The organism is Hydrogenovibrio thermophilus, from assembly GCF_004028275.1.
Classification (GTDB): domain Bacteria; phylum Pseudomonadota; class Gammaproteobacteria; order Thiomicrospirales; family Thiomicrospiraceae; genus Hydrogenovibrio; species Hydrogenovibrio thermophilus.
In genome coordinates this window covers 432247-453709 of the sequence record NZ_CP035033.1, presented here as the reverse complement: position 1 = coordinate 453709, position 21463 = coordinate 432247, and the positions used below count along the sequence as shown (strand labels likewise).

Sequence of the window (21463 nt, the reverse complement as noted above, 5' to 3'; positions counted from 1 at the left end):
TTATTCACCTAAAATTTCTTCGACGGACTTACCGCGCTTGGCCGCAATTGATTCCGGGCTACTCATTCCAGTCAAAGCGTTAACAGTTGAACGAACCACGTTTACTGGACGTGTTGTTCCAACACACTTTGCCAAGACATCTTTAACGCCCGCAGCTTCCAGTACGGCACGCATCGCACCACCGGCGATGATTCCAGTACCGTCAGAAGCCGGTAGCAATACGATGTTGGCTGCACCTTGCTTGAAATTGATCGGATATTGCAATGTACCGCCATTCAGGTGGACATCTTTCATGTTACGGCGCGCTTTTTCCATTGCCTTCTTAATCGCAACTGGAACTTCGTTTGCCTTACCACTTCCGTAGCCAACACGACCCTCACCATCACCAACAACGGTTAGTGCTGAAAAACCGAAGACACGTCCACCTTTCACAACTTTTGCAACTCGGCGAACTGAAACCAATTTTTCAATAAGTCCGTCTTGACCTTCTTGTAATTCTTTTGAAGACATTGTTATCCCTTCTTTTAAAACTGAAGACCGTTTTCTCGAGCAGAATCTGCTAGAACTTGAACACGACCATGATATTTAAAACCAGAACGGTCAAATGCAACAGACTCAATGCCCGCAGCCTTAGCTTTTTCCGCTATTGACTTACCAACAAGCTTCGCTGCTTCTTTGTTTCCACCAAAGGCAACTTGCTTTTTAATTTCTGCTTGGACTGTAGAGCTTGAAGCAACAACAGATGAACCATCTGATGAGATAATCTGAGCATAAATGTGCTTAGGAGTTCTGTGCACACAAAGACGTGCTTTATCCTGTGAAGCCAATTTTGCTCGCGTTTTTTTCGCTCTACGTAGTCGGGTAGCTTTCTTATCCATGTATAATCCCAACCTTTATTTTTTCTTAGCTTCTTTGCGCAAGATATATTCATCCGCGTACTTAACACCTTTGCCTTTATAAGGCTCTGGCGGACGATAACCACGGATTTCAGCAGCAACTTGTCCAACAACTTGCTTATCTGCACCTTTCACTACGATTTCCGTTTGGCTTGGCGTCTCAACAGTAATGCCTTCTGGCAACTCATGATTGACCGGATGAGAAAAACCAAGCGTCAGGTTCAAAACTTTTCCTTGAGCTTGAGCACGGTAACCAACACCAACCAGTTGCAATTTTTTCTCAAAACCTTCAGAAACACCGACAACCATGTTATTGATAATGGATCTTACCGTTCCAGCTTGAGCCCATGCATTTTTACTGTTGCTCTTAGGAGCAACGGTCACCACACCATCTTCCAGTGAGATTGCCACCATTGGGTTGAACGTGTTTGAAAGTGCACCTTTCGAACCCTTGACCGACACATCGGAACCCTGAACAGAGACTTCCACACCTGATGGTACTGTGATAGGAGACTTTGCAATTCTAGACATTGTGATCTCCCCTTACGCTACGTAACAAATAATCTCACCGCCGATACCAGCTGTGCGGGCATCACGATCAGACATAATTCCTTTAGAAGTCGACACAACGGCCACCCCTAAACCACCAATTACTTTCGGCAACTCATTTTTGTTTTTATAAACACGCAAACCTGGTCGGCTTACACGCTTCAACATTTCAATAACCGGCTTACCTTCGAAATACTTCAAATCGACCGACAATTCTGACTTACCGTTCTTATCACTTACGCTGTATGCGCTAACATACCCTTCACCAGCCAAAACTTTTGCAACTGCAACCTTAACTTTGGAAGAAGGCATAACAACATTTGCATGACCAGCAATTTGGCCATTGCGAATACGAGTTAGCATATCAGCTATTGGATCAGACATACTCATAAATATTTATCCTTACCAACTTGCTTTTCTTAAACCAGGTACATCACCTTGCATGGCTAATTCTCTTAGCATGTTACGTGACAATCCAAACTTTCTATAAACACCGTGCGGGCGCCCTGTCAAACGACAACGATTTTGCTGTCTTACAGGCGATGCATTTCGTGGTAGCTTCGCCAGTTTTTCCATTGCATCCATACGTTCTTCAAAGCTCAAAGACATATCAACCGAAGCTTTTTTCAACTCCGCTCTTTTGGCTGCATACTTAGCAACTGTCTTTGCTCTTTTCTTTTCTCTTTCAATCATTGATTGCTTTGCCATGGGAAACCTCTACCTTACTTCTTAAATGGGAAATTAAAGGCTTCTAAAAGAGCTTTCGCTTCATCATTCGTCGACGCAGTCGTCGTAAAGCTGATATCCATACCTCGGATCTTATCAACCTTCTCAAACTCAATCTCTGGGAAAATGATCTGCTCTTTGATACCTAGATTGTAGTTACCACGACCGTCAAAAGCGTTCGCTTTCACACCTTGAAAGTCTCTGACTCGAGGTAAAGCAACATTAATCAGTCGATCCAAAAACTCATACATTCTGGCGCCACGCAACGTTACTTTACAGCCCAACGGATAACCGTCACGCACTTTAAAGCTTGCAACTGAACGACGAGCCAATGTACGAACTGCTTTTTGGCCGGTAATAGCTTCCATGTCTGACACAGCATTATCCAATACTTTTTTGTCAGCAATCGCTTCACCAACACCCATATTAATCGTAATCTTCGACAACTTAGGAGCCTGCATTACAGACTTATAACCAAATTTCTCCACCAGGGCAGGGACAACTTGGTCGTTATAAATTTTTTGTAATCTTGCCATATCTCAACCTACTTAAGCGTCTACCAAATTGCCGTTAGACTTGAAGAAACGTTTTTTAACACCGTCTTCTTCTCGAACACCGACTCGGTCTGCTTTCTTTGTTTCAGGATTGTATAAAGCAACATTAGAAGCATCAATTGGCATTTCTTTTGAAACGATACCACCTTGCTCTCCCGTCATAGGGTTAGGCTTAACGTGCTTCTTTGCCAAATTAATTCCATCTACTATTAGCTTACCATTTTGCATAACAAGGGAAACAGAGCCACGTTTACCCTTATCTTTACCAGCAATAACGATAACCTCATCACCTTTTTTTAGACGATTCATTATCCGTTCCTTATAAAACTTCTGGAGCCAACGAAACGATTTTCATAAATTTATCGTTACGAAGCTCACGTGTTACTGGGCCAAAAATACGCGTGCCAATCGGCTCAAGTTTCGAGTTCAGGATTACTGCCGCATTCCCGTCGAATTTGATCTTAGAACCATCTGGACGTCTTACACCTTGCGCCGTACGCACTACAACCGCATCAAAAACGTCACCTTTTTTGACCTTTCCACGCGGAGCCGCTTCTTTCACAGCTACTTTAATAACATCACCAACACTTGCGTAACGACGCTTGGAACCGCCCAACACTTTGATACATTGAACTTTACGCGCGCCACTGTTGTCAGCAACATCAAGCACAGTTTGCATTTGAATCATGATGGAACTCCATCCATAAAATTTAAATAACACAAAAACCGCCAAAACAACTAGTTCCCATCACAGGCTTGGTTGTTAAGACGGTAAAAAATTTGGGCAATTATATCAAATAATACTCAAAAGTCTACTGTTAATTACAGCTTCGCTTTTTCGTCTACTGATACCAAAGACCAAGACTTTCTTTTGGAAATTGGAGTGCACTCAGAAATAGTGACTCGATCCCCAACACCACAAGCATTATCTGCGTCATGCGCCATAACCTTTGTGGACTTTCTCACGAATTTTTTATACTTAGGGTGCTTGATATAACGATCCGTCAACACAACGATTGACTTATCCATGCCATTGCTGACCACTACACCTTGCATTGTACGTGCTTTCTTTTCCATACCAGCCATTCTTATTTACTCACTTTTTGACGAATGATGGTTTTAACTCGAGCAACGGAACGACGCACAGTACGTAGTTGAGCAGTATTTGACAACTGGCCTGTTGCATGTTGCATTCTCAAGTTAAACTGTTCTTGCAGAAGATCCAACAAATCTTTTCTCAGTTCTTCTACAGACTTTTCTTTCAATTCTGCAGTCATAATCACATCACCGTTCTTGTAACAAATTGTGTTTTAAATGGTAGCTTTGCCGCAGCCAATTCGAAGGCTTCGCGCGCAACAGCTTCATCCACACCTTGCATTTCATAAAGGACACGTCCTGGCTGAACCTGAGCAACCCAGTATTCAACACTACCCTTACCTTTACCCATACGCACTTCAAGTGGCTTATTGGTAATTGGCTTATCCGGGAAAACACGAATCCAAATCTTTGCACCACGCTTTACTTTACGCGTCATCACTCGACGAGCAGCCTCGATTTGACGCGAAGTCATACGTCCACGTTCCATCGCTTTCAGACCAAACTCACCAAAGCTGATTTTGTTACCGACATTTGCAAGACCGCGGTTACGTCCTTTATGTACTTTTCTGAATTTTGTACGTTTTGGCATTAACATAACAACTATTCCTCTTATTTACGGCCTTTCTTGCCTTTCGACTGCTTCTTGTCATCATTTACCATTGAGATTTTTTCCAGTTTTTCACCTTTAAAGATCCAAACTTTTACCCCAATTTTTCCGTAAGTGGTGTCCGCTTCGAAAGTGGCATAGTCGATGTCCGCACGCAATGTATGCAATGGCACACGACCTTCGCGGTACCATTCGGCACGTGCAATTTCAGCGCCATTCAAACGTCCGGAAACGTTTACCTTGATACCTTCGGCACCCAAACGCATTGCATTGCTGACCGCACGCTTCATCGCGCGACGGAACTGAATACGTTTTTCAAGTTGCTGAGCAATACTCTCCGCAACCAATTTTGCATCCAATTCCGGCTTCTTGATTTCTTCGATATTGATATTGACCGGTAAGCCTGTTTTCGCAATCAATGCTTGCTTAAGCTTCTCAATATCTTCACCTTTCTTACCGATAACAACACCAGGTCTGGCCGTATGTACCGTAACACGCACACCGTTAGCCACACGCTCGATGTTGATTTGGCTAACTGAAGCGTGCTTCAATTTTTCATGCAATTCTTTACGAATTTCTACATCACTGATAAGGAAATCAGAGTAGTTTTTGCTATCTGCGTACCAGCGTGCGTTCCAATCTCTTGTAATCCCTAGACGGATTCCAACCGGATGAACTTTTTGTCCCATTCTGACTCTCCTTACTTATCGCCAACAGTCACAGTGATATGACTGATGCGTTTTAAGATTCGATTTCCACGACCTTTTGCTCGTGCGCGCATACGCTTCATGATAGGACCTTCATTGACATAAGCTTCCGTCACCTTCAACTCGTCAATATCCGCACCTTCATTGTTTTCAGCATTTGCAATCGCCGAGTTCAAAACCTTCCCAATCAATTGAGAAGCTTTTTTGTCGCTGAAAGCCAAAATATTTACAGCGGTTTCAACATCTTTACCGCGAATCAGATCTGCAACCAGACGCGCTTTCTGAGGAGAAATGCGGGCAAATCTATGAGTAGCACTTACTTGCATAATATTTCTCCTTATCTAGATTTCTTGTCTGCTGCATGACCGCGATAAGTACGCGTCATCGAAAATTCACCAAGCTTATGACCGACCATGTTTTCTGAAACATAAACCGGGATATGCTCTTTACCGTTATGAACTGCAATCGTCAAACCAATCATATCAGGAAGAATCATTGATCTTCTTGACCATGTTTTTATTGGACGTTTATTACCAGATTCTTGTGCCTCGATCACTTTCTTCAACAAGTGATGATCTACAAAAGGTCCTTTTTTAACTGAACGTGGCATAGGGTCCTTCCTTATTTGTTTCTACGGCGTACGATCATTTTATCTGTACGCTTATTACTACGAGTTTTCTTACCTTTCGTCGGAACACCCCATGGCGTAACAGGGTTACGACCACCAGAAGTACGACCTTCACCACCACCATGAGGGTGATCTACTGGGTTCATGGCCACACCACGAACCGTCGGTCTAACACCTTTCCAACGTTTTGCACCCGCTTTACCAAGCTTTCTCAGGGAGTGCTCTTGGTTTCCAACCTCGCCGATTGTTGCGCGGCAGTCTGCCAGAATCTTACGCATCTCACCGGAACGAAGTTTAACCAAAACATAAGCACCATCTCGACCTGCGATCTGTGCATAGGCACCCGCACTACGTGCAATTTGAGCACCTTTACCAGGTCTCATTTCTAGGGCATGCACAATGGTACCGACCGGAATATTTCTCAATGGCAGCGCATTACCCGCTTTAATTGAAACATGCTCACCAGATTCAATTGCATCACCCGCTTTAACATGTCTAGGCGCTAGAATATAACGTCTCTCACCATCCGCGTACTTCAACAAAGCAATGTGCGCTGTACGGTTTGGATCATATTCCAAACGCTCAACAACAGCTGCAACACCATCTTTGTTACGCTTAAAGTCTACTTGACGATAATGCTGCTTGTGACCACCACCTTGGTGTCTTACAGTAATTCGTCCATTCGAGTTTCTACCACCTGATTTCGATTTCTTTTCAAGCAGGGCTGCATGCGGCTTGCCTTTATGCAAATCCGGCTCAACAACACTTACAACAAAACGACGGCCAGGCGAAGTAGGTTTTGATTTCTTAATAATTGCCATGACAACCTCTCTTATTCTGCGCCAACAAAGTCAATTTCTTGACCCGGCACCAAACGAACGATCGCTTTACGCAAACCATTACGTTTCCCTACCCGGCCTCTAAAGACTTTTGTCTTGCCTTTAATATTGATCACATTGACCGACTGAACCTTAACATCAAACAATTCTTCTACGGCTTGTTTAACTTCAGGCTTTGTCGCACCTGGCATGACTTTAAACACATATTGCTCAGAAGAATCCGCCATCAACGCAGATTTTTCTGAAACATGAGGAGCCACTAATACTTTCAGCAAACGTTCTTTACTCATCCTAACTTCTCCTCAAGCTGCTTAACGGCACCTTGCGTTACGACAATTGACTTAAATCCAACCAAGCTGACCGGGTCAATGGAAGCCACATCACAAACATCTGCATGATACAAATTACGTGCAGAAAGATATAGGTACTCATCAAAACCTTCCGTGATAACCAAAGCATCTTTCAAATCAAGCGTGGCCAACTTAGCAACAAATTCTTTTGTCTTTGGTGCTTCAACTTTAAAGTCATCCACAACAACCAATCGATCTGTGCGAACCAACTCAGAAAAAATTGATTTCATGGCACCGCGATACATTTTCTTGTTCACTTTTTGTGAAAAATCGCGATTGTGTCCCGGGAAGGCACGACCGCCACCAACCCACACTGGGCTGCGAGTTGTACCGGCACGAGCGCGACCGGAGCCTTTTTGAGCCCACGGCTTCGCACCACCACCACTTACGGCTGAACGGTTCTTCTGACCTTTTGTGCCTGAACGGGCACCAGCCATATAAGCATTTACAACCTGGTGAACAAGAGATTCATTAAATTCAACACCGAAAACGTCATCAGAAACCTTGACGGCCCCTGCTTCTTTTCCACTGGCTAACTCTATTAATTTCAAATCCATCGTGCCCACCTTACTTAATTGCCTTGCGAACAATTACTGTGCTGCCTTTTGCACCTGGCAAAGCACCTTTAATCATTAGCAATGAATTTTCAACATCAACCTTCACCAACTCTAAATTCTGAGTAGTTTGCTTGACATTACCCATGTGACCAGCCATTTTCTTACCTTTAAAGACTCGTCCAGGAGTCTGGTTTTGACCAATCGAACCAGGAGCGCGGTGAGAAATAGAGTTACCGTGAGTCGCGTCTTGCATTCTAAAGTTATGACGCTTTACACCACCTTGGAAACCTTTACCTTTTGTTGTGCCGGTAACGTCCACCAAAGAGACTTCTGAAAATTTCTCTACTGTGATTTCAGAACCAGGCTCAAGACCTTCCGCTTCTGAAACATCTTCCAATCTAAACTCCCACAGACCAACACCAGCTTCAACACCGGCTTTTGCAAAATGCCCTGCCGTTGGCTTATTCACACGACCTGCGTGCTTAGAACCAAATGTTACCTGAACAGCATCATAACCGTCAGACAAGTCATTTTTGATCTGTGTAACACGGTTTGGAGTTACCTCAACAACCGTCACTGGAGTCGATACACCATCCTCGTTAAAAATACGAGTCATACCAATTTTGGTACCTACAACACCAATACCCATATCGTTACCTCATTATTATTTACTCATTAACCATTACGATTGATGGCTAATGCCAACCAAGATAAAGCCTTATCTTAGCTCCAGCTGAACGTCCACACCTGCTGCCAAATCCAACTTCATCAATGCGTCAACGGTTTTATCCGTTGGATCGACAATGTCTAGCAAACGCTTGTGCGTACGAATTTCATATTGATCCCTGGCATCTTTATTAACATGCGGAGAAATCAGTACTGTAAAACGCTCTTTTCGAGTAGGCATAGGAATTGGACCCTTAACTTGAGCACCGGTTCTTTTTGCAGTTTCCGTGATTTCACGGGCAGACTGATCAATCAAACGATGGTCAAATGCCTTCAAGCGAATTCGAATATTTTGAGTCGCCATAACATCTTTTTCTCATATTACAAAAAAAGAAAAGCAGTGGTGTAATAAACAGGCCACTGCTCACTAAGGATGCGGATTGTAACAATAATCCAATTTAATATCAAGCAATTATTCAACTGCCTGAATTAAATTTTATTATTCAATAATTTTAGCTACAACACCCGCACCAACTGTACGTCCACCTTCACGAATCGCGAAGCGCAGACCTTCGTTCATTGCGATTGGCGCAATCAACTCTACAGTCATTTGTACGTTATCACCAGGCATAACCATTTCAGTTCCGGCTGGCAATTCACACGCACCTGTTACGTCCGTTGTACGGAAGTAGAACTGTGGACGGTAACCTTGGAAGAATGGTGTGTGACGACCACCTTCGTCTTTGGATAGTACATAAACTTCGGCTTCGAACTTGGTATGCGGTGTAACCGTACCTTTGTGCGCCAATACTTGACCACGCTCAATGTCTTCACGCTTAGTACCACGCAATAGGATACCTACGTTGTCACCGGCTTCACCCTGATCCAGAAGCTTACGGAACATTTCAACACCAGTAACCGTTGTAGTAGTCGTTGGGCGAATACCGACGATTTCGATTTCTTCACCAACTTTTACAACACCTGTTTCAACACGACCGGTGGCAACCGTACCACGACCTTGGATGGAGAAGATGTCTTCTACTGGCATCAAGAATGGCTTGTCAGTGTCACGCTCTGGTGTTGGGATGTAAGTATCCAACGCCTCAACCAAACGACCGATCGCTGGTTCACCGATTTCAGATTGGTCACCTTCGATGGCTTTAAGGGCAGACCCCATGATAACTGGCGTGTCATCACCTGGAAAATCGTAGGTGTCTAGAAGTTCACGCACTTCCATTTCAACCAACTCTAGAAGTTCTTCGTCGTCAACCATGTCGGCTTTGTTTAGGAATACTACGATGTACGGTACACCTACCTGACGAGATAGAAGGATGTGCTCACGTGTTTGTGGCATTGGGCCATCTGCGGCAGAACAAACCAGGATCGCGCCGTCCATTTGAGCGGCACCGGTAATCATGTTTTTAACATAGTCGGCGTGCCCTGGGCAGTCTACGTGCGCGTAGTGACGCGTTTCTGATTCGTACTCTACGTGAGCCGTAGAGATCGTGATACCACGCTCTCTTTCTTCCGGTGCGTTATCGATAGCGGAATAGTCTTTTGACTCCCCACCAAACTTCTTACCTTGTACGATTGTTAGAGCCGCTGTAAGAGTTGTCTTACCATGGTCAACGTGACCAATCGTACCAACGTTTACGTGCGGCTTACTACGTTCAAACTTTTCCTTTGCCATTTTTAAAGTCCTATTAAATTAAATACGTTAAATTATTCGCCTTTTTTGGCCTTAGCAATGATCTCTTCCTGAATATTGGCAGGCGCATCAGAGTACTTATCAAACACCATGCTATAAGAAGCACGCCCTTGCGTCAAAGAACGCAACTGAGTCGCATAACCAAACATTTCCGCCAAAGGCACTTCCGCCTTCAACTTTTTACCAGTTGGAATATCTTCCATGCTTTGAACCAAGCCACGGCGGCGGTTCAAATCACCCATAACATCGCCCATATACTCTTCAGGAGTGGTCACTTCAACCGCCATCATTGGCTCAAGAATCACAGGATTGGCTTTAACCACCCCGTTTTTAATCCCCATACTGGCCGCAACACGGAAGGCAGTTTCATTCGAGTCAACATCATGGTAAGAACCGTCAAACAGGCTAACCTTAACATCAACCATTGGGTAACCTGCAATAACACCGTTCTCAAGCTGTTCCTGACAACCTTTTTCAACCGCAGGAATGTATTCTCTTGGAACCACACCACCAACGATTTCGTTGACGAATTCGAAACCTTCGCCGGCTTCCTGAGGCTCGATTCTCAATACGACATGACCGTATTGACCACGACCACCAGACTGACGCACAAATTTACCTTCAGCTTCAACCGATGATTTAATCGTCTCACGATAAGAAACCTGCGGCGCACCAACATTCGCTTCTACATTAAACTCTCGTTTCATACGATCGACCAGGATATCCAAGTGCAACTCACCCATACCAGCCATAATTGTCTGACCAGTTTCCTCGTCTGTATGCACGCGGAAAGATGGATCTTCTGCCGCCAACTTCTGCAAAGCAATACCCATTTTCTCTTGGTCTGCTTTGGTTTTCGGCTCAACAGCGATCGAAATAACAGGCTCTGGAAACTCCATACGCTCAAGGATAATCTTATTATCCGGATCACACAAAGTGTCACCAGTCGTTGTATCTTTCAAACCAACGGCACAAGCGATATCGCCAGCACGCACTTCTTTGATTTCTTCACGAGAGTTCGCATGCATTTGCAAGATACGACCCACACGTTCGCGCTTGGTCTTAACAGTGTTGAAAACCGGACTACCAGCTGCCAAAACACCAGAATAAACACGGAAGAACGTCAAAGTCCCTACATAAGGGTCTGTCATAATTTTAAAGGCAAGAGCTGCGAACGGCTCATCATCGGAAGACTTACGAGTCGCTTTTTCGCCATTTTCCAACTCACCTTCAATCGCAGGCACATCAGATGGTGCAGGCATATAATCGATAACCGCATCCAAAAGGGCTTGAACCCCTTTGTTTTTAAAGGCCGTCCCACAGAACATTGGAACGATTTCGACATCAATACAACGCTGACGAATACCGGCCTTAATTTCTTCTTCAGACAGCTCACCTTCTTCCAGGTATTTATCCATCAATTCTTCAGAAGACTCTGCCGCAGCTTCAATCATGGCTTCACGGTATTCTTCTGCTTGATCCTGCAACTCTGCTGGAATGTCTTCATAGGTAAATTCCATCCCCATGTTTTCTTCTTTCCAGTAAATCGCTTTCATTTTGACCAGATCAATAACGCCCTTAAACTCGTCTTCTGCACCGATAGGCAATTGCATCGGAACCGGCATTGCTCCCAAGCGAGTCTTAACTTGCTCAACAACGTTGAAAAAGTTTGCTCCGGAACGGTCCATTTTATTGACAAAGCCCATACGTGGCACGCCATACTTATCCGCTTGACGCCAAACTGTTTCAGACTGAGGTTCAACCCCACCAACTGAACAGAAACAGGTTACCGCACCATCCAATACACGCAAGGAACGTTCGACTTCGATTGTGAAGTCAACGTGCCCCGGAGTATCGATAATATTAACACGGTGTTCAGGGTACTGTTGAGCCATACCACTCCAGAAAGTGGTCGTGGCAGCGGAAGTGATTGTAATCCCTCTTTCCTGCTCTTGTTCCATCCAGTCCATGGCCGCACCACCGTCATGGACTTCACCAATCTTATGAGAAACACCTGTGTAAAACAAAATACGTTCTGTCGTTGTTGTTTTACCAGCATCAATATGCGCCATGATACCAATGTTACGGTATCTGTCTAAGGGGGTTTTACGTGCCACTTTAATAAACCTTTTGTTTGAATATAAATAATAAAGGCCCACTTACGGGCCCAATTTAGATTACCAGCGGAAATGCGAGAAAGCTTTGTTTGCTTCCGCCATTCGATGGGTATCCTCTTTCTTCTTAATCGCTGAGCCGCGATTTTCCAAAGCGTCCGATAACTCACCCGCCAGGCGCAACATCATGCCTTTCTCACTGCGCTTTCTGGCCGCTTCAACAATCCATCTCATTGCCAAAGCCGTCTTACGTTCCGGTCTTACTTCAACTGGAACTTGGTAGGTAGCACCACCTACTCGGCGTGACTTTACTTCAACCATTGGCCCAACATTCTCCAATGCTTCTCTTAAAAGCCCGGCATGCTCTCCGCCTTTTTTTCGATCGACCACAACATCCAGTGCGTCATAAACAATCTTTTCAGCAACGGCTTTTTTACCGCTCACCATAATCATGTTTACAAACTTGGTCAAAGTGGTATCACCAAACTTTGGATCTGGTAATACTTGTCTTTTAGGTATTTCTCTTCTTCTTGCCATTCTTACTCTTCCGGTATAAATTTACACTAAACAATTGCAAAACGTATGTTTAAGGGCTTACCCCTTAGGACGCTTCGCACCGTACTTAGAACGACCTTGTTTACGACCATCAACGCCCGCGCAGTCCAGGGAACCACGAACGGTATGATAACGCACACCAGGTAAGTCTTTTACACGACCACCGCGAATTAGAATCACGGAGTGTTCTTGCAGATTGTGACCTTCACCACCGATATAACTAGAAACTTCATATCCGTTAGTCAAGCGCACACGTGCAACTTTACGTAGGGCAGAGTTAGGCTTTTTAGGGGTTGTTGTATAAACACGCGTACAGACACCACGACGCTGAGGACAGGCCTCCAACGCAGGGACGTTTGATTTTTTCGCTTTATCCTTACGCGGCTTACGCACCAACTGGTTAATAGTAGCCATTACTTCTCACTCCATATTAAGACTTTTAAAACATCTTAAATTATCAAAAATTATCGCAGCATAAAAACGCCACGAATAAGGTTGTGGGATTTTAGAGACCCCACGTTACATTGTCAAGTATAAGTTCATGAATTTATTCAATGAATTTCAAACTTATTCCGACACTTCTGTTACAGACGATTCTTCGTCAACCATCTCTGGTTGCACCGCTTCATCATCCTGGGCATCCATGAAAGCCGTCAACTCTTGTTGCGTTTTTTCATTAGCCGCTCTTCGAGCCTGGTGATAGGCAAAGCCCGTACCCGCAGGGATCAATCGACCAACAATAACGTTTTCTTTCAAGCCGACCAGCTTATCTTCCTTACCGCTGACAGCGGCCTCGGTCAGAACGCGCGTCGTCTCTTGGAAAGAAGCGGCCGAAATAAAAGATTCCGTCGCCAAAGAAGCCTTCGTAATACCCAACAATACACGTTGGAAACTGGCTTCTACATTTCCTTCAGTCATCGCCGATTCATTCAACTCGAGCACTCTTGCAAACTCAGCCTGCTCACCTTTGATCAAACCGGTATCACCCGATGTTCTGATCTCAACTTTGCGCAGCATTTGACGAACAACCGTTTCGATATGCTTGTCATTGATGCGAACACCTTGCAGACGATAAACGTCCTGCACTTCATCAACGATATACTTCGTCAACTGTTCAACACCAAGTAATCGAAGAATGTCGTGAGGATTTGGATTACCGTCAACAATGACATCACCTTTTTCAACACGCTCACCTTCAAATACATCGACTGAACGCCATTTCGGAATCAACGTTTCATGCTGCTCGCCACTGTCTTGCGTAATGACCAAGCGTTGCTTACCTTTAGTTTCCTTACCGAAACCAACTACACCGGAAACCTCCGCCATAATGGCTGGCTCTTTCGGCACACGCGCTTCGAACAAATCGGCAACGCGAGGCAGACCACCCGTGATGTCTTTTGTCTTGGAGGATTCCTGTGGAATTCTGGCCAAAATATCACCGGCACCCACTTTATCCGCTTGATTCACTACCACAATCGAGTTTTCTGGCAAATAATAGATAGCTGGGGTTTGCGTTCCCGGGAAAGGCACAACCTCACCGGCATCATCAACCAACTGAATATACGGTCTGACTTCTTTGCTGGCTGAAGATCTTTCCTTAGCACTCTTAACAACGTGCGTGGTCAAACCGGTCAACTCGTCGGTATGCTCTTCAACGGCGCCTTCAAAGTTCCCAAATTGAATCACACCTTCTGCTTCCGTGATGACCGGATGCGTATGCGCATCCCAAGTCGCCAATACTTTTCCAGAAGACGCATCTGCACCATCTTCCACGTTCAGTACAGAACCATATGGAATTTTATAGCGCTCTTTTTCACGCCCCATGGAATCCAAAATGGAGATTTCGCCGGAACGTGACGTGACCACCACTTGTTTCTCTGAGTTTTGCACGGTTTTCAGGTTATCAAACTTCACCTTACCTTCGTGCTTGACCTCAACCTGGCTCTGAGCCGTAGACGCCGATGCGGTACCACCGATATGGAAAGTACGCATGGTCAACTGAGTGCCCGGTTCACCGATGGACTGTGCAGCCATAACACCAACCGCTTCACCCAGGTTCACCATATGCCCTCTGGCCAAATCACGTCCATAACATTTTTGACAAATACCAAATTTGGTTTCACAGGTAATTGGGGAACGGACTTTTACAGAATCCACACCTGACTCGTCAATCAACTTGACTAGGCGTTCATCCAACAAAGTACCATTCTCGACAATCACATTGCCGTCCATGCCAACCACGTCTTCGGCGACCACGCGCCCAAGAATACGTTCTTTCAATTCCTCAACGACTTCACCACCTTCAACATGCGGCGTCATGATGATACCCGCCTCGGTTCCACAGTCCGCTTCGGTCACTACCACATCCTGGGCAACATCCACCAAGCGTCGTGTCAAATAACCCGAGTTCGCGGTTTTCAGAGCGGTATCGGCCAAACCTTTACGTGCACCGTGTGTCGAAATAAAGTATTGCAGAACGTTCAGGCCTTCGCGGAAGTTGGCCGTAATCGGTGTTTCGATGATCGAACCATCCGGCTTCGCCATCAAGCCACGCATACCTCCCAACTGACGCATCTGAGCAACGGAACCACGCGCCCCGGAGTCCGCCATCATATAGACGGAGTTAAAGGAAGTTTGCTGAACATCCTTACCTTCCGCATCTTTTACCGTTTCGAACTGCAACTCATCCATCATCGACTTGGTGACCAACTCATTCGTATGCGACCAAATATCAACAACCTTGTTGTAACGTTCACCTTCGGTGACCAAACCTTGTGCGAACTGCTTTTGAATTTCCGCGACCTGATCGTCAGCGCGTTCGATAATCGAAGCCTTATCATCCGGAATCAACATATCATCCGAACAGAACGACAGACCCGCCAAAGTTGACCATTTGAAACCGGCATACATCAATTGGTCAGCGAAGATAACGGTTTCCTTCGGTCCCAACAAACGGTAGCAAGTATTCAGTGCTTTCGAGATATTCTTTTTCGTCAGGTTTAAGTTCAACAAGTCAAAACTTAATCCCTTCGGTAGAATGCTGAGCAGCAACGCACGGCCCGCCGTAGTGTCAATCAAGCCTTTTTTCACTGACTCGACACCGGCATCATCAATGACAGTTTCTTCCACCTTCAGTTTGATTTTGGTATGCACGTGAACGGCATCCGCTTCAAGCGCTCTTTGAACTTCCATCCAGTTGGAGAAAGCTTTCCCTTCGCCAATCGCATTCACGCTTTCACGGGTAATGTAATACAAGCCCAATACAACGTCCTGTGATGGCACAATAATCGGGTCACCGTTGGCAGGTGACAGCAAGTTATTCGTTGACATCATCAATGTACGCGCTTCCAACTGAGCTTCCAAAGACAATGGTACGTGCACGGCCATTTGGTCACCATCGAAGTCGGCGTTAAAGGCGGAACACACCAATGGGTGCAAGTTAATCGCTTTACCTTCAATCAAAACCGGTTCGAAAGCCTGAATCCCCAATCTATGCAGCGTTGGAGCACGGTTCAGCAGAACCGGGTGTTCGCGAATGACTTCGTCCAGAACATCCCAAACTTCCGGCAAACCTTGTTCCACCATTTTCTTAGCCGCTTTGATAGTCGTTGCCAGACCACGTTTTTGCAATTTACTGAAAATAAATGGCTTGAACAGTTCCAACGCCATTTTCTTCGGTAGACCACACTGATGCAGACGCAAAGACGGCCCAACAACGATGACCGAACGACCGGAATAGTCAACACGCTTACCAAGCAGGTTTTGACGGAAACGCCCTTGTTTCCCTTTGATCATGTCGGCCAAAGACTTCAACTGGCGCTTATTCGTACCGGTTACCGCACGACCGCGACGACCGTTATCCAACATAGAATCAACCGATTCTTGAAGCATACGTTTTTCGTTACGAACGATAATGTCCGGCGCCATCAAATCCAACAGACGCTTCAAACGGTTATTACGGTTAATCACACGACGGTACAAGTCATTCAAGTCGGAAGTCGCGAAACGACCACCGTCCAAAGGTACCAACGGTCTCAACTCTGGCGGCAATACAGGCAGCACGTCCAGAATCATCCACTCAGGCTTATTGCCGGATTGAATGAAGGAATCGATCAACTTCAAACGCTTCGAAATCTTTTTCTGTTTGGTTTCAGAGCTGGTAGCATCCATTTCTTCACGCAGGCGAGTCGCCTCGGCATCCAAATCGATGGACTGAAGCATTTTCTTAATGGCTTCCGCACCCATTTGCGCTTCAAACTCATCGCCATACTCATCCATAGCGTCCAGGTATTCTTCTTCGCTCAAAAGCTGCCATGGTTCCAATGGCGTCAAACCAGGATCCACAACCATGAATGCTTCAAAATACAACACCGCTTCAATTTCTTTCAATGTCATGTCCAACATCAAACCGATGCGGGATGGCAATGACTTCAAGAACCAGATATGAGCAACGGAAGTCGCCAAATCGATGTGCCCCATACGCTCACGACGCACTTTGGATTGCGTGACTTCAACACCACACTTCTCACAAATAACACCGCGATGCTTCAAACGCTTATATTTACCGCACAAGCATTCGTAATCACGAATCGGGCCAAAAATCTTGGCACAGAAAAGCCCGTCTCTTTCCGGCTTGAATGTACGGTAGTTGATGGTTTCCGGCTTTTTGACTTCGCCATAAGACCAAGAACGAATCTTTTCCGGTGAAGCAAGTGTAACTTTAATCGTATCGAACTCGTTCGATACATTTTGTTTTTTCAGGAATCCTAACAAATCTTTCATTATTCTTGCTCCAACTCAATATCAATACCCAAAGCGCGAATTTCTTTGCGCAATACGCTAAACGACTCTGGAATACCAGGTTCCATATACTCGTTACCATCGACAATGTTCTTATACATTTTGGTACGGCCGTTCAAGTCATCCGATTTCACCGTCAACATTTCTTGCAAGGTAAAGGCGGCACCGTAGGCTTCCAGTGCCCATACTTCCATTTCACCGAAACGCTGCCCACCGAACTGCGCTTTACCACCCAATGGTTGCTGAGTTACCAGGCTATAAGGCCCGGTTGAACGCGCATGCATCTTATCGTCGACCAAGTGGTTCAGTTTCAAGTAATACATGTAACCAACCGTAACCGGGCGATCGAACTTCTGTCCGGAAATTCCGTCAAACAACGTCATCTGACCGGACTCCGGCAGATCGGCCAAGCGCAACAATGCTTTAATTTGATCTTCCGAAGCACCATCGAAGACTGGCGAAGCCATTGGCACACCTTTACGCAGGTTACCGGCCAACTCAATAATTTCAGCATCGCTCAAACTATCAAAGTCCACGCTTTGACCTTGTGTTTCGTTATAGACCTTATGCAAGAAACCTTTCAATTCCTTAATGTCGGCTTGCTGCTCCAACATGGCATTGATCTTTTCGCCCAGGCCTGCCGCAGCCAAACCGAGGTGAGTTTCCAGAATCTGACCCACGTTCATACGTGACGGAACCCCCAGAGGGTTCAAGCAGATGTCCACCGGACGACCGGTTTCATCGTAAGGCATATCTTCCACAGGACAGATTCGGGAGATAACACCCTTGTTCCCGTGACGACCGGCCATTTTATCCCCTGGCTGAATACGACGCTTAACCGCAACGTACACTTTCACCATTTTGGAAACACCCGGCTGCAAATCATCGCCTTGCGTCAGTTTTTTCTTTTTCTCTTCGAATGCATTGTTCAATTCTTCTTTTTTCAGCACCAGTTGCTTTTCAAGTGCTTCCAAATGGTTGACCAATTCTTCATCTTTCAAGTTCAGACCGAACCATTTCTGGCTTGGCAAGTCCGCCAACATTTCAGCAGTTACCGTTTTACCGTCAACCAGCTTTTGACCGACCAACATTTGCTCGATACGGCTCAAAGTGTCGACTTCAAGAATCTTATATTGCTCATCGATGTCTTTACGAACATGTTGCAACTCGTCCTCTTGGATCGCCATTGCACGGGCATCTTTCTTGACACCTTCACGTGTGAAGACTTGAACGTCGATAACCGTCCCTTCAACGCCTTTACCAACACGCAAAGAGGTATCTTTAACATCAGAGGCTTTTTCACCGAAAATCGCACGCAGAAGCTTTTCTTCCGGCGTCAACTGCGTCTCGCCTTTCGGCGTCACTTTACCGACCAGGATATCGCCTTGTTTGACTTCAGCACCGACATACACGATACCGGACTCATCCAGACGAGACAGTGCGGCTTCACCAACATTCGGAATATCCGACGTCACTTCTTCCGGCCCAAGCTTGGTGTCACGCGCTAAACAGGTCAACTCTTCGATGTGAATGGACGTATAACGATCTTCCTGAACCACTCGTTCGGAAACCAGAATGGAATCCTCGAAGTTATACCCGTTCCAAGGCATGAATGCGATACGCATGTTTTGACCAATCGCCAACTCACCCAAATCGGTGGAAGGACCATCCGCCAATACATCACCGCGTGAAACCGTATCACCCGCTTTCACAATCGGCTTCTGATTGATACAGGTATTTTGGTTGGAGCGCTGATATTTAATCAGATTATAGATATCCACACCGGTTTCACCCACGGCAATTTCGTCCTGATTCGCACGCACCACAATACGCGCCGCATCGGCAGAAACCACTTCACCGCCACGGTTTGCAATCACAGTCACACCGGAGTCAATCGCAACGGTTTTTTCAATCCCGGTTCCAACTAATGGCTTATCCGCACGCAAAGTCGGCACGGCCTGACGTTGCATGTTCGAGCCCATCAAAGCACGGTTCGCATCATCGTGCTCTAGGAATGGAATCAGTGAAGCCGCGACCGAAACGATTTGCTTCGGCGAAACGTCCATGTAATCCACGTCTTTTGATGACGCCAAAATGGTTTCGTTCTTATGTCTCGCCGTAACCAACTCATCCATCAAGTTGTTTTTATCATCGGTTGCGGCACTGGCCTGCGCGATGACAAATTGCGCTTCGTCGATGGCTGAAACGTATTCCACTTCATCGGTGACTTGACCGTCAACCACTTTGCGATATGGCGTTTCCAAGAAACCATACTTGTTGGTTTTCGCGTAAATCGCCAAGGTGTTGATCAAACCGATGTTTGGCCCTTCAGGCGTTTCAATTGGACACACACGACCATAGTGAGTAGGGTGAACGTCACGAACCTCAAAGCCGGCACGTTCACGCGTCAGACCACCAGGCCCCAATGCCGAAACACGACGCTTATGCGTGACTTCGGACAATGGGTTCACCTGATCCATAAACTGAGACAACTGGCTGGAACCGAAAAACTCTTTAATGGCCGCCGAAACAGGCTTGGCATTAATAAGATCTTGAGGCAACAAACCATCGGTTTCCGCTTGGTTCAAACGTTCTTTAACGGCACGCTCCACACGCACCAAACCAACACGGAAAGCGTTTTCAGCCATTTCACCAACGGCACGAATACGACGGTTACCCAACGTATCGATATCATCGATGGTGCTCAAACCATTACGGATGTTCAACAACTCTTTAACCACATCGACAATGTCTTGATTCTCAAGCACCAGGCTACCGTCGTTGTCTTTACGACCCAAACGACGGTTCAACTTCATACGCCCGACTGAAGACAAGTCATAACGTGAATCATCGAAGAACAGGCTGTTAAACAAGGCTTCAGAAGATTCTTTCGTAGGCGGTTCACCTGGACGCATCATACGATAGATTTCAATCTGCGCTTCCAACTGTGAGGTGGTTGTATCCAAGTTCAGCGTATCGGAAATATAGGCACCGTTTTCCAAGTCATCGATGAACAGAACCTTGAAGGACAAGCCTTTAATCGCTTTGATGTTTTCGACCAGGTCTGCCGTCATGACTTCATTCGCACGCGCAACCAATTCACCGGTTTCTTGGTTCATAATACCGGCGGACAATACCTTACCGACCAAGAACTCGTCCGGCACTACAATGGTTTTAACTTTCGCTTCCTGCAGCTGCTTGATGGTACGGGCCGTGATTTTCTTACCGGCCTTCACATACACTTCTTTACCGTCAGTAATGTCGAATGCGGCCGTTTGGCCTTTCAACTGCTCCGGTTCAAACTTCATCACATACTTGCCGGACTTATAAGAAATCTCAGAATGATCAAAGAAGGTATCCAACACTTCTTCGGTCGAGAAGCCCATTGCGCGGAAAATAACCGAAACCGGCAATTTACGACGACGGTCGATACGAACGAACACACAATCGTTGTGATCGAATTCAAAATCCAACCAGGAACCACGATACGGAATGATGCGCGCATTGAACAAGACTTTACCGGAGGAGTGAGACTTACCACGGTCACTGTCGAAAATTACGCCAGGCGAACGGTGCAATTGTGTCACGATAACACGCTCGGTACCGTTAATAACAAAAGTCCCGTTTTCCGTCATCAACGGAACGTCACCCAGATACACTTCTTGTTCTTTAACGTCTTTTACAGGGCGCTTACCGGCCGGTGCATCCTTATCAAACAGCACCAAACGCATCTTAACGCGTAGTGGCGAGGAATAAGTCACACCGCGCTGCTTACATTCTTTTACATCAAACTCAGGCTGACCCATGGTATAACTGACGTATTCCAAGTCCGCCGTTCCGGCAACACCATTAATCGGAAAGACAGAAGAAAAGGCAGCATGCAAACCTACCGGATCTCTTTCAAGTGGCTTCTTATCAATCTGCAAAAACTCTTTGAAAGACTCTTTTTGCAAAGAAAGAAGATATGGAACTTCTAGAATAGAAGGTCGTGTCGCAAAATCTTTACGAATACGTTTCTTTTCAGTTAAAGAATAGGCCATCAATTACCCCAACATTCGACTAAATTAAAGGAAGAGAATTCTTCCCAAAAAATGCACAAAACTGTAATA

General features: G+C 45.6%; 25 protein-coding genes. All 25 read right to left on the bottom strand.

What is annotated here, in order from left to right; all coding sequences use genetic code 11:
* The 25 genes from rpsE to rpoB all read right to left on the bottom strand — a co-directional run bounded on the left by rpsE (position 1) and on the right by rpoB (position 21394).
* Positions 1-510 carry a 30S ribosomal protein S5 gene (rpsE, locus tag EPV75_RS02085; RefSeq protein WP_029939592.1) on the bottom strand — a complete coding sequence of 170 codons (510 nt, stop codon included), beginning with the start codon at positions 508-510 and terminating at the stop codon, positions 1-3.
* Between the two features lie 14 nt (positions 511-524).
* The gene (gene rplR / locus EPV75_RS02080; protein ID WP_029939591.1) at positions 525-878 is read right to left on the bottom strand and encodes a 50S ribosomal protein L18; all 354 of its coding nucleotides are present in this window, start codon (positions 876-878) and stop codon (positions 525-527) included.
* 15 nt (positions 879-893) lie between these two features.
* Positions 894-1427 carry a 50S ribosomal protein L6 gene (rplF, locus tag EPV75_RS02075; protein ID WP_029939590.1) on the bottom strand — a complete coding sequence of 178 codons (534 nt, stop codon included), beginning with the start codon at positions 1425-1427 and terminating at the stop codon, positions 894-896.
* A 12-nt stretch (positions 1428-1439) separates the two neighbouring features.
* Positions 1440-1835 carry a 30S ribosomal protein S8 gene (rpsH, locus tag EPV75_RS02070; protein ID WP_029939589.1) on the bottom strand — a complete coding sequence of 132 codons (396 nt, stop codon included), beginning with the start codon at positions 1833-1835 and terminating at the stop codon, positions 1440-1442.
* Between the two features lie 12 nt (positions 1836-1847).
* Positions 1848-2153 carry a 30S ribosomal protein S14 gene (rpsN, locus tag EPV75_RS02065; protein WP_029939588.1) on the bottom strand — a complete coding sequence of 102 codons (306 nt, stop codon included), beginning with the start codon at positions 2151-2153 and terminating at the stop codon, positions 1848-1850.
* A 14-nt stretch (positions 2154-2167) separates the two neighbouring features.
* On the bottom strand, positions 2168-2707 hold the full coding sequence (gene rplE / locus EPV75_RS02060; protein ID WP_029939587.1) for a 50S ribosomal protein L5: 540 nt from the start codon (positions 2705-2707) through the stop codon (positions 2168-2170).
* Between the two features lie 12 nt (positions 2708-2719).
* Positions 2720-3034 (bottom strand): 50S ribosomal protein L24, encoded by a 315-nt coding sequence (gene rplX / locus EPV75_RS02055; RefSeq protein WP_029939586.1) that lies wholly within the window; start codon positions 3032-3034, stop codon positions 2720-2722.
* 10 nt (positions 3035-3044) lie between these two features.
* A complete protein-coding gene (gene rplN / locus EPV75_RS02050) occupies positions 3045-3413 on the bottom strand; it encodes a 50S ribosomal protein L14 (protein WP_029939585.1) in 369 nt (122 codons plus the stop codon).
* A 134-nt stretch (positions 3414-3547) separates the two neighbouring features.
* Entirely contained in the window at positions 3548-3811 is a 264-nt protein-coding gene (gene rpsQ / locus EPV75_RS02045) for a 30S ribosomal protein S17 (RefSeq protein WP_081836882.1), read from the bottom strand.
* Between the two features lie 2 nt (positions 3812-3813).
* On the bottom strand, positions 3814-4002 hold the full coding sequence (rpmC, locus tag EPV75_RS02040) for a 50S ribosomal protein L29 (protein ID WP_029939583.1): 189 nt from the start codon (positions 4000-4002) through the stop codon (positions 3814-3816).
* Positions 4003-4004: 2 nt separating this feature from the next.
* The gene (gene rplP, locus EPV75_RS02035) at positions 4005-4418 is read right to left on the bottom strand and encodes a 50S ribosomal protein L16 (protein WP_029939582.1); all 414 of its coding nucleotides are present in this window, start codon (positions 4416-4418) and stop codon (positions 4005-4007) included.
* Between the two features lie 14 nt (positions 4419-4432).
* Positions 4433-5119 carry a 30S ribosomal protein S3 gene (gene rpsC, locus EPV75_RS02030; protein WP_029939581.1) on the bottom strand — a complete coding sequence of 229 codons (687 nt, stop codon included), beginning with the start codon at positions 5117-5119 and terminating at the stop codon, positions 4433-4435.
* Between the two features lie 11 nt (positions 5120-5130).
* The gene (rplV, locus tag EPV75_RS02025; protein ID WP_029939580.1) at positions 5131-5463 is read right to left on the bottom strand and encodes a 50S ribosomal protein L22; all 333 of its coding nucleotides are present in this window, start codon (positions 5461-5463) and stop codon (positions 5131-5133) included.
* Between the two features lie 11 nt (positions 5464-5474).
* On the bottom strand, positions 5475-5747 hold the full coding sequence (rpsS, locus tag EPV75_RS02020) for a 30S ribosomal protein S19 (RefSeq protein WP_029939579.1): 273 nt from the start codon (positions 5745-5747) through the stop codon (positions 5475-5477).
* Positions 5748-5758: 11 nt separating this feature from the next.
* Positions 5759-6586 carry a 50S ribosomal protein L2 gene (gene rplB, locus EPV75_RS02015; RefSeq protein ID WP_029939578.1) on the bottom strand — a complete coding sequence of 276 codons (828 nt, stop codon included), beginning with the start codon at positions 6584-6586 and terminating at the stop codon, positions 5759-5761.
* A gap of 11 nt (positions 6587-6597) precedes the next feature.
* Positions 6598-6894, bottom strand: a complete 297-nt coding sequence (gene rplW / locus EPV75_RS02010; protein ID WP_029939577.1) for a 50S ribosomal protein L23 — start codon at positions 6892-6894, stop codon at positions 6598-6600.
* A complete protein-coding gene (rplD, locus tag EPV75_RS02005) occupies positions 6891-7511 on the bottom strand; it encodes a 50S ribosomal protein L4 (protein ID WP_029939576.1) in 621 nt (206 codons plus the stop codon). The genes rplW and rplD overlap by 4 nt, the downstream gene beginning before the upstream one ends.
* Before the next feature lie 10 nt (positions 7512-7521).
* Positions 7522-8160 (bottom strand): 50S ribosomal protein L3, encoded by a 639-nt coding sequence (gene rplC, locus EPV75_RS02000; RefSeq protein ID WP_029939575.1) that lies wholly within the window; start codon positions 8158-8160, stop codon positions 7522-7524.
* Positions 8161-8229: 69 nt separating this feature from the next.
* Positions 8230-8541: a 30S ribosomal protein S10 gene (gene rpsJ / locus EPV75_RS01995; RefSeq protein WP_029939574.1), complete on the bottom strand. Its 312-nt coding sequence runs from the start codon at positions 8539-8541 to the stop codon at positions 8230-8232.
* A gap of 135 nt (positions 8542-8676) precedes the next feature.
* On the bottom strand, positions 8677-9867 hold the full coding sequence (gene tuf, locus EPV75_RS01990; RefSeq protein WP_029939562.1) for an elongation factor Tu: 1191 nt from the start codon (positions 9865-9867) through the stop codon (positions 8677-8679).
* A gap of 32 nt (positions 9868-9899) precedes the next feature.
* Entirely contained in the window at positions 9900-12002 is a 2103-nt protein-coding gene (gene fusA, locus EPV75_RS01985; RefSeq protein ID WP_128384298.1) for an elongation factor G, read from the bottom strand.
* 60 nt (positions 12003-12062) lie between these two features.
* Entirely contained in the window at positions 12063-12536 is a 474-nt protein-coding gene (rpsG, locus tag EPV75_RS01980) for a 30S ribosomal protein S7 (RefSeq protein ID WP_128384297.1), read from the bottom strand.
* A gap of 57 nt (positions 12537-12593) precedes the next feature.
* Complete coding sequence (gene rpsL, locus EPV75_RS01975; protein ID WP_029939571.1) at positions 12594-12968, bottom strand: 30S ribosomal protein S12; 375 nt, start codon at positions 12966-12968, stop codon at positions 12594-12596.
* Positions 12969-13121: 153 nt separating this feature from the next.
* The gene (rpoC, locus tag EPV75_RS01970; protein WP_128384296.1) at positions 13122-17336 is read right to left on the bottom strand and encodes a DNA-directed RNA polymerase subunit beta'; all 4215 of its coding nucleotides are present in this window, start codon (positions 17334-17336) and stop codon (positions 13122-13124) included.
* A complete protein-coding gene (gene rpoB, locus EPV75_RS01965) occupies positions 17336-21394 on the bottom strand; it encodes a DNA-directed RNA polymerase subunit beta (protein ID WP_128384295.1) in 4059 nt (1352 codons plus the stop codon). Before rpoB ends, rpoC begins: the two co-directional genes overlap by 1 nt.
* Positions 21395-21463: the final 69 nt, after the last annotated feature.